Genomic DNA, 10819 nt, shown 5'->3' on the forward strand with positions numbered 1-10819 from the left:
TCATTCCTTACATACATCGCCCGGGACAAACCATCATTATCGCCTCACGCGGACCATGCCTCCGCATCGGCGACGACCCGCCGGACGTCCGGCCGTTCCTCCGGCAGTGCGCCGTCGGTGAGCACGAGGACCTCGAGATCCTCGAGTTCCTCCACGTCGAGGGCCTGCGCGCAGGCCGCCGACACGAACGCATGGGTCACCCATTCGTCGGCCAGAAGGTCGGTGACGTTACCGTCCGGTAGTGCCGTGACGACGGTCACCGCACCTGCGGTGGACGCGACGATCAGCTCGATCGCGGACCACACGCTGCTCAGGGGCTCGGTACACGCGGTCCGGGACTCGTAGGTGATGTCGTAGCGGGCGCGGTCCCGTTCCGCGAACGCCACCACGTTTCCGTGGGTGAGCGAGAACGATCCGTCTGCCGCCACGATTGCGGGATCCTCGGAGCCCAGTCGGCGGATCCGCTCGGTGTAGGTGACCGGTCGGCCCGACTGCTCGTCGATGTGGATCCGGTCCGCGTCGCCGTCCAACACGACCCATTCCATGCTGTCGGGAAGGGCGTCGACGTGTGCGGACGTCGTGATGCCGACCTTGGCCGGCATGCCGGACGGCATCCGATCCGCGTCCGCTGCGTCGATCGGTGTCAGCGCGGCACCGCTCTTGAGCACCGCCCACGCCGCGACCACCGCGTCCGCCGAGCGCGGCAGCACGATCGGCACCTGGTGACCCGGGCCGACGCCCTCGCCGATCAGCAGCCGCGCCAGCCTGGACGACTGCTCGTCGAGGTCACCGTAGGTGATCTCCTCACCGTCGTCCGAGATCGCGGGGGCCTCCGGATCGGCCTCCACCACCGCGGAGAGGATCTGCGGCACCGTGCTGCCGCTGGGCACGACGACTGCGTCCGACTCGACGTTCGCCGATCGTCCGACCGTTGCGGCACTGCGCAGCTGTGCGCGCTCCGCGTCGGACACGATGTCGATGTCACCGACGACGGCGCGGGCATCGGTGGCGACGGCCTCGAGGATGCGGACGAACCGCTGCCCCAGCATCGCGACCGTCGACTCGTCGAACAGGTCCGTCGCATAGGTCAACAGCGCCTCGAGATCTCCGGAGGGCGCGGGCACCAGTGTCAGCTGCAGGTCGAACTTGGCGGCCCGCTCCTGATCCGGCACCGCGCCCACCGTCAGACCGGGAAGTTCGAGTGCGGCCTGCTGCTGGTTCTGGAACGACAGCACGGTCTGGAACAGCGGGTGCCGCGCCGTCGAGCGGGACGGCGACACTGCCTCGACCACGCGCTCGAACGGCAGGTCCGCGTTGCCGAACGCCGCCAGATCCGTCTCACGGGTGCGAGCGAGGACATCCGTGAACGTCATCGACGACGTCAGTTCCGTCCGCAGCGCGAGCGTGTTGACGAACATGCCCACGAGATCGTCGAGCGCGGCGTCCCCGCGTCCGGCGATCGGGGTGCCCACCGTGACGTCCCAGGTTCCGCTGAGCCTCGCGAGCAGAACGGCCAACGCGCTGTGCGCCACCATGAACAGCGATGCGCCCTCGGCCCGCGCGAGGGAATCGAGTGCGGTGTGCAGTGCGGCCGGGATCGTGAAACCTGTTTCGGCTCCGCGCATCGACGCCACCGGCGGGCGGGGACGGTCGGTGGGGAGGTCGAGCAGATCCGGCGCGCCCGACAGCGTCCGCACCCAGTACTCGAGCTGGTCGGCGGCCACCGTGCCGGGCTCGTCCGCCGAGCCCACCACCTCGCGCTGCCACAGCGCGAAGTCCGCGTACTGCACCGCGAGCGGGGACCACTGCGGTGCCTCGCCCCGGCTGCGAGCGGCATACGCGGCGACCAGGTCCCGGGCCATCGGCGCCATCGAGACACCGTCCGCGCCGATGTGGTGGACGACGAACGCGAAGACGTGGGTGCGGTCGTCGATCCGGAACAGTCCCGCCCGCGCCGGCACACCGCTGGTCACGTCGAAGCCCTGGCCGAGCAGACCGCTCACGTGGGAGAGCAGTTCGTCCGCGTTCACGGAGACGGGCGTGAGATCGAACTCGACCCGATCGGTCGGCAGGATCACCTGGTACGGGCCGTCCGCGTCCTCCGGGTAGTACGTGCGCAACGCCTCGTGGCGGACGAGGACGTCCTGCAGGGCTGCACGCAGCGCACCGTCGTCCAGGTCGCCGGTGAGGTGCATCGCCAGCGGGATGTTGTACGTGGTGGATTCGGGCTCGAGCCGGTTCAGGAACCACATGCGCTGCTGCGCGAGCGAGAGCGGGATCCGGTCCGGCCGGGGCCCGGCGGTGAGCACCTTGCGCGCACCCGCACCCGCAAGGCTCTGTACCTGCGCCGCCAGCGCACCGACGGTCGACGCCTCGAACAGGGTCCGCACGGGCACCTGCGCATCGAGCGCGACACCCAGCCGCGACACCACCTGCGTACCCAGCAGCGAATTGCCACCGAGACCGAAGAAGTCGTCGTCCAGGCCCACCCGCTCGATCCCCAGAACCTCGGCGAACACGCCGGCCACGATCCCCTCGACCGGGGTGGTCGGGGCACGGAACGCCGTGGCCTCGAAACTCGGCTCCGGCAACGCCTTCCGATCCAGCTTGCCCGACACATTCAACGGGAACGCATCCAGCACCACGAACACCGCCGGCACCATGTACGACGCCAACGACGTCGCAAGTGCGGCCTTCACGACCTCGGTGTCGACCGTGCCACCCACAGTGGGGACGACATAGGCGACGAGCTGATCGTTCTTCACCAACACCACGGACTGCGCGATCGACTCCTGCGCCAGCAGTGCGGTCTCGATCTCCCCCAACTCGATCCGCAGACCACGCAACTTCACCTGGAAGTCCGTACGCCCGATGTACTCCAGCTCGCCCGACGCATTCCACTTCACCAGATCGCCCGTGCGATACATCCGCTCGCCGCCGTCACCGAACGGATTCGCCACGAACCGGTCCGCCGTCAGATCCGCGCGCGAGACATACCCACGCGCCAACTGCACGCCCGCCAGATACAGCTCACCCGGCACACCCACCGGCACCGGACGCAGCCGCGCATCGAGCACGAACACCTGCGTATTCCACACCGGCGCACCGATCGGCACCCCGGCAGTGTCCGCCACCGTCACCTCGTGGAACGTCACATCCACCGCGGCCTCGGTCGGCCCGTACAGATTGTGCAGCGAAGCCGACGAAATCGCCCGGAACCGCTCCGCCGTCCGAGCCGGCAGCGCCTCACCCGACGCGAACACCAGACGCAACGAATCCGCCCGGGACACAGACGGTTCCGCATCACCGCTCGCTGACCACTCCGCCACGAACACCGACAACATCGACGGCACGAAATGCGCCACCGTCACACCACGATCGGCCATCACCCGCACCAGATAACCCGGATCCCGATGACCATCCGGCGCCGCCACCACCAGACGCGCACCCACCTGCAACGGCCAGAAGAACTCCCACACCGACACATCGAACGTGAACGGCGTCTTCTGCAACACCACATCGCCCGCAGTCAGCCCGTACTCGGCCTGCATCCACACCAGACGATTCACGATCGCGCCGTGCTCGACCGCCACACCCTTCGGCCGACCCGTCGACCCCGACGTGAAGATCACGTACGCGGTGTTCTCCGGCCGCAGCGGTGCCCGCCGCTCCGCGTCCACGATCGGCGCGTCCGAGAAACCGGACACATCGGTCGTGTCGAGTTCGACCACCGCTGCGGCACCGGGCAGATCACCGCCGTCGCGCGAGGTCGTCAGGACCAGTACCGGCTTCGCGGTGTCGAGGATGTAGGCGTTGCGTTCCGCCGGTTGATCCGGGTCCACCGGAACGTAGGCGCCGCCCGCGGCGAGCACGGCATACATGCCCACCAGCAGATCCAGCGAACGCCGCATCCTCAGACCCACCAACGAGTCCGGACCCACACCTTCCGAGATCAACAGGCGCGCCGTGCGATTCACCCGCGCAGCGAACTCCCCGTAACTCAGCGACTCGCCCCCGAACACCAACGCCGTCGCATCCGGAGTCCGCACCACCTGTGCCTCGAACAGGTCGACCAGCGTCGCCCGCGGCACGTCGTGGTCGGTGTCGATCCACTGCCGCAGCACCAGGTCGCGTTCGGAGTCGTCGAGCAGGTCGATCTCGCCGACGGGTACTCCCGGGTCGGCCGTCGCGGCGGACAGGATCCGCAGGTACCGGTCGCCGAAGGCGCGGACCGTCGCCTCGTCGAACAGATCGGTCGCGTACGTCAGATCCATCGTCAGGTCGGGCGTCTCGCCGGTCGATTCGGCGAAGGTGACCTGGAGGTCGAACTTCGCTGTGGCGGAGTCGAACTCCACCTCGGAGACGGTCAACCCGCCCAGCGCGAGGTCGGTGCGTCCGAGATTCTGGAACGTCAGCATCACCTGGAACAGCGGGTGCCGCGACTGCGAACGCGCCGGGTCGAGGATCTCCACCAACCGCTCGAACGGCACGTCGGCATGTCCGAACGCCTGCAGGTCGGTCTCACGCACCGCGGCCAGGAGATCGTCGAACGAGCGGGCGGTGTCGACGTCACTGCGCAGCACGAGGGTGCCCACGAACATGCCGACGAGGTCGTCGAGCGCCTGCTCGCCGCGGCCCGCGATCGGCGTGCCGACGGCGATGTCGGAGGTGCCACTCGACCGCGCCAACAGCACCGCCAGCGCCGCGTGCACCACCATGAACGAGGTGACGCCGCGTGCGCGGGCCAGTTCGGCGAGCGCGGTCTGCAACTCTCCGCTCAGCGGGACGGACAGCCGTGCCCCCCGATACGACGACACGGCGGGACGGGGACGGTCCGACGGCAGATCCAGCTGGTCGGGCAGACCAGCGAGCGCGGATGTCCAGTAGTTCTGCTGCTGGGCGAGCAGTGACTCCGGGTCGTCCTCACTGCCGAGAACCTCACGCTGCCACAGCGTGTAGTCGGCGTACTGCACACCCAGCGGCGCCCAGCCCGGCACGGTCCCGGCGGATCGCGCCGCGTACGCGATCATGACGTCGCGGGTCAATGGGCCCATCGAGAAACCGTCCGCCGCAATGTGATGCACGACGAGCACCAGGACGTGTTCGGTCTCCGACACCGAGAACAGTCGCATCCGCACGGGCAGGTCGGTAGTCAGATCGAACCCGGCCGTCACCATCGAATCGACGATCGCGGGCAGGTCCACATCCGAGATCGGTTCCGCCGAAAGCGGCGCCGACACCTCGACCGCGGGCCGGATCTGCTGGTATCCGACGCCGTCGATGTCGGGGAACACGGTACGCAGCGATTCGTGCCGGTCGAGCACGTCGCCCATCGCGGCAGCGAGGGCGTCGACGTCCAGCGCTCCGGACAGTCGGATCGCGAGCGGGATGTTGTTCACCGCCGACTCCGGCTCGAAGCGGTTGAGGAACCACAACCGCTGCTGCGCCAGTGACAGTGGGATCCGGTCGGGACGCGGCCGCGCGACGAGCGCCGTCCGGGCGCCGGCGTCGGATTCCATCACGCGGGCCGCGAGTGCCTCCACGGTGGAGACCTCGAACAGCAGCCGGACCGGGACGGTCGTGTCCAGTGCGGCGCCCAAGCGGGAGGCCACCTGCGTCGCAAGCAGCGAGTTGCCGCCGAGCGCGAAGAAGTCGTCGCCCTGCCCCACCCGGTCGACGCCGAGGACGTCGGCGAACACCCCTGCCACGGTTTCCTCGACCGGCGTCGCCGGGGCCCGGAACACCGCCGTCGCGAACTCGGGCTCGGGCAGCGCCTTGCGGTCGAGCTTGCCGCTGCCGGTGAGCGGCAACCGGTCGAGCACCAGCACGGCAGCGGGCACCATGTAGGCCGTCAGTGACCGGGCCGCGTGCTCCTTCAACGCCGCGACGTCGATCGTGCGACCGTCGGCCGCGGTCACGTACGCAACGAGCTGGTCGCGGATCACGAGCACGGCGGCCTGCGCGACGGATTCGTGTGCGGCCAGTACCGATTCGATCTCGCCGAGCTCGATCCGGAAGCCGCGCAGCTTCACCTGGTCGTCGGCGCGGCCCACGTAGTCGATCACGCGGTCGGTACCGGTGCGCACAACGTCGCCGGTGCGGTACAGCCGGCTTCCCGGGCCGACGAACGGGTTCGCGACGAACCGCTCCGCGGTCAGGCCGGGACGGCCGAGGTAGCCGCGGGCGACGCCGACGCCGTCGAGGTAGAGCTCTCCGGGAACCCCGGCGGGCACGGGCCGCAGCCGCGCGTCCAGCACGTAGGCGGTCGCGCCGCGGATGGCGCGGCCGATCGTGACCGGCTCCCCCGGCACCAGCGCGTCGGAGATGTTCGACGCCACGGTCGCCTCGGTGGGGCCGTACGCGTTGAACATCGCCCGGCCCGGCGCCCAGCGGGACACCAGGTCGGCCGGGCAGGCCTCGCCGCCGACCACGACTACACCCAGCGCGTCCAGGCCCGCCGGATCGACCGACGCGAGAGCGGCCGGCGTGACGAAGGCGTGCGTCACGCGCTGCTGCCGCAGCAGTTCGGCAAGTTCGTGCCCGCCGTAGATGGTCGTCGGCGCGATGACCATCGTCGCGCCGGCACCGAAGGCCATGAGCAGTTCCAGGACCGACGCGTCGAAGCTCGGTGACGCGAAGTGCAGCGTGCGCGAACCCGATCCGAGTCGGTAGCGCTCCACCTGCTCGTCGGCGAAGGCCGACAGCCCGGTGTGGGTGACGACGACGCCCTTCGGCACGCCGGTCGACCCCGACGTGTAGATGACGTACACGGCGTCGGCGAGGTGCAGGGGGCGCCGCCGGTCGGCATCGGAGACCGCCAGCGCGGACGCGCTCGCGATCTGCTGTTCCGTTGCTGCGTCGTCGAGCACGAGCAACGGCAGCCCGGACGGCAGCGCGTCGGCATGCTCGGCATGCGTGATACCCAGCACCGCACGAGAATCCGACACCATGTGCGTCACGCGATCGGCCGGGTAGTTCGGGTCCACCGGTACGAACGCGGCACCGGACTTGGCGACCGCCCACACGGCGGTCACCGAATCGATCGAGCGGGTCAGCGCGATCGCGACGACATCGCCGGGTCCCGCACCGCGGTCGATCAGCACGCGCGCCAACCTCGACGAGCTCTCGTCGAGTTCGCGGTAGCTGACGGTCCGCTCCCCCGCCACGAGGGCGATCGCGGACGGATCGGTGCTCGCCGCGGATTCGAGGATCCGTGGCAGCAGGAGCGGTTCGGTGACACGGCCGTCGGCCGCCGTCAGCGCGGACATCTCGGCGCCGTCGAGGATCTCGATGTCGCCGACCACCACGGACGGATCGGCCGTGACCGCCCCCAGTACCCGCAGGAACCGTTCCGCGAACGCACGCATCGTCGACGCATCGAACAGGTCCGTCGCGTAGGTGAGGTCGACATCGAATCCTGCTGCGCCCGAATCGGCCTCGGCGAGCGTCACCGCCAGGTCGAACTTCGCGACGGCGGCATCGAAGTCGACGCCCGAAACGGTCAGGTCACCGAGGGCGAGTTCGGTCCGGTCCATGTTCTGGAACGAGAGCACCACCTGGAACAGCGGATGCCGCGCCTGCGAGCGGGCCGGGCTCAGAACCTCGACCAACCGCTCGAACGGGACATCGGCGTGACCGAACGCCTCGAGATCCGACGCGCGAACCTGGGCGAGCAGTTCGGTGAACGGGCGATCTTCCCGGACGTCGGCGCGCAGCACGAGCGTGTTGACGAACATGCCGACGAGGTCGTCGAGCGCGGCCTCGCCACGACCGGCGACGGGGGTGCCGATCGCGATGTCGGTGGTGCCGCTGAGCCGGGCGAGCAGCACCGACAGCGCGGCGTGCACCACCATGAACGGGGTCGTGCCGGCCTCACGCGCGACGGCGTCGAGTCGCGCCGCGAGTGCCGCGTCGATCCCGAATCGATGCGATGCGCCGGCATTCGACGCGATCGCGGGGCGCGGGCGGTCCGCGGGCAGATCCAGCCGATCGGGCAGGTCGGCGAGAGCGGCGCGCCAGTGGTCCACCTGCCGCGCGATGAGCGACTCCGGGTCGTCCTCGCTGCCGAGAACCTCACGCTGCCACAGCGCGTAGTCGGCGTACTGCACGTCGAGCGGCGTCCAGCCCGGGGCGACACCGGCCGAGCGGGCCGCATACGCCATGACGATGTCACGGGTCAGCGGTCCCATCGAGAAGCCGTCGGCGCTGATGTGGTGGACCACCACCACGAGCACGTGCTCGGTGGCGGACACCGCGAGCAGCCGCATCCGGATCGGGACCGCGGCCGTGACATCGAATCCACGGGAGATCGTCTCGGTGACCGCACCGACGATGTCGGATTCGGTGATCGACTCGGCGTCCAGATCGACGGTGACCCGGTCCGCGGGCAGGATCACCTGGCTCGCGGCGCCGTCCCGTTCCGGGAAGACCGTGCGCAGCGACTCGTGCCGGGCGACGACATCGTTCACCGCGCCGCGCAGCGCAGCGACGTCGAGCGAGCCCGACAATCGGATCGCGACGACGATGTTGTTGACCGCGGAGTCGGTGTCGAAGCGGTTGAGGAACCACATCCGCTGCTGTGCGAGCGACAGCGGCACGGTCTCCGGGCGCGGCTGCGCGACCAGCGGGGCGCGGGTGTCGCCGCCCGCGGCGACCTGTGCGTCCACCAGGGCCGCGAGCCGGGCGACGGTCGGCGCGTCGAAGAAGTCGCGCACGTCGATGCGGATGCCGCGTTCGGCGTTGATCCGCGCGACGACGCGGGTCGCGCTCAGCGAGTTGCCGCCGAGGGCGAAGTAGTCATCGTCGACGCCCATCCGCTCGGCGCCCAGGACCTCCGCGAACGTGGCCGCCAGCATCTCCTCGGTGGGGGTGCTCGGCGCGCGGTACTCGCTCGCCAGCGACGAGAAGTCCGGTGCGGGAAGGGCCTTGCGGTCGAGCTTGCCGCTCGCGTTCAGCGGGAACTCGGCCATCGCGACGAACAGGGACGGCACCATGTACTCGGGCAGCCGCGCGCTCACCGTGGCGGCCATCTCCTCGCGGTCCACGGGCGCGCCGCCGTCGGTGACGACATAGGCCACGAGGTGGTCGCCCAGCTCGGGGTCGGCGTGCACGACCACGACGGACTGCGACACCGCATCGTGGTCCAGCAGGGCCGACTCGATCTCGCCGAGCTCGATGCGCAGACCGCGCAGCTTCACCTGGAAGTCGGTGCGGCCCACGTACTCCAGCTCACCGGAACCGCCGAGCTTGACGAGGTCACCGGTGCGGTACATGCGCTCGCCCGGGCCGCCGTACGGGTCGGCGACGAACCGGTCGGCCGTCAGGTCGGGACGCTGCAGGTAACCCCGTGCCAACTGGACGCCCGCCAGATACAGCTCGCCCTCGGTCCCGGCCGGAACGCGGCGCAGTCCGTCGTCGAGCACGTACAGGCCGGTGTCGGCCACCGCGGCGCCGATCGGCACCGTGGCGGTGTCGGCCGCGGTGACCTCGTGGAAAGTGACGTCCACGGCGGCCTCGGTGGGGCCGTACAGGTTGTGCAGCGCCGCTCCCGAGATGTCACGGAAGCGGGCTGCGGTCTGCGGCGGTAGCGCCTCACCCGACGCGAACACGTTCCGCAGTGTCGTGACTGTCGCCGCACTCGGTTCGACCACGAACACCGACAGCATCGACGGCACGAAGTGCGCGACGGTGACGCCGCGCTCGACCATCGTGCGGGCCAGGTACGCGGGGTCGCGGTGGCCGTCCGGCAGCGCGATCGTCAGACGCGCACCGGCCTGCAGCGGCCAGAAGAACTCCCACACCGACACGTCGAACGTGAACGGCGTCTTCTGCAGCACCACGTCGGCTGCCGTCATCGGGTACATGTGCTGACGCCAGCGCAGGTTCGCGACGATCGCACCGTGCCCGACTGCCACACCCTTCGGGCGGCCGGTGGACCCGGACGTGAAGATGACGTACGCGAGGTTCTCGCCCGTCAGCGGTGTGAGACGGTCCACGTCGGTGACCGGATCGGCCGACAGTGCGTGCAGATCGAGGGTGTCGATCGCGAGGACCGGGGTGTCGGTGTCGAGCGTGAGACCGTCCCGAGTCGTCGTGAGGATCGCGGCCGGACGAGCGATGTCGAGCACATAGCCGAGGCGGTCGGCCGGATGGTCCGGGTCCAGCGGGACGTACGCGCCGCCCGCCTTGACGATTGCGTACATCCCGATCAGCAGGTCGATCGATCGCCGGATGCCGAGACCCACCAGGGTGTCCGGACCGACACCGAGCGAGATCAGGTGGCGCGCGAGGCGGTTGGCGCGGGCATCGAACTCGGCATACGTCAGCGTCGCGCCGTCGAACTCGAGCGCGACGGCGTCCGGGGTGGCGGCGACCTGCTCGTCGAACAGTGAGGCGAGCGTGGTTGCGGGCTCAGCGGACGCCGCTGCGTCGTCCCCGAGCACCTCGGCGGCATCGCTGAACAGGGCACTCAGCAGCCCGGGCAGTCCCCCGGTCTCGGGCGCCTCGAGCAGACCCGGCGCCACGGTGGACAGCACGACCGGCACGAGCGCATCGATGCCGAGCACCCCGCCCATCGCGGCGTCGAGGGTCTCGATCTCCTGCTTCAGCTGTGCGTACGTGACGGTGATGTCACCAGCGGTCAGGGCGATCCGCTCGGGATCGACCTCGACCACCCCGGCGAGGAGTCGAGGCAGATCCTCGACCGTCAACGAGTCGACTCCGGGCTGCTGGGCCGCCATGTTCTTTGTCCTTCCCGACATCTGAAAACTTCGATCGCCCGATTCGGGGGGGAGCCGAACTGCCGGCTCCCCCCGAGATC

General features: G+C 69.8%; 1 protein-coding gene. It reads right to left on the reverse strand.

Going from position 1 to position 10819, the window contains the following annotated elements; all coding sequences use genetic code 11:
* Positions 1-44 precede the first annotated feature (44 nt).
* A complete protein-coding gene (locus J2X34_RS00520) occupies positions 45-10739 on the reverse strand; it encodes an amino acid adenylation domain-containing protein (RefSeq protein WP_429515849.1) in 10695 nt (3564 codons plus the stop codon).
* Positions 10740-10819 lie beyond the last annotated feature (80 nt).

Origin of the sequence: Rhodococcus sp. BE178 (assembly GCF_050433545.1) — a bacterium.
GTDB lineage: Bacteria > Actinomycetota > Actinomycetes > Mycobacteriales > Mycobacteriaceae > Prescottella.

Bases quoted from the DNA above. Each gene is read 5' to 3' on its own strand.
- J2X34_RS00520 (WP_429515849.1), bottom strand. From the start codon at position 10,739: ATGGCGGCCCAGCAGCCCGGAGTCGACTCGTTGACGGTCGAGGATCTG.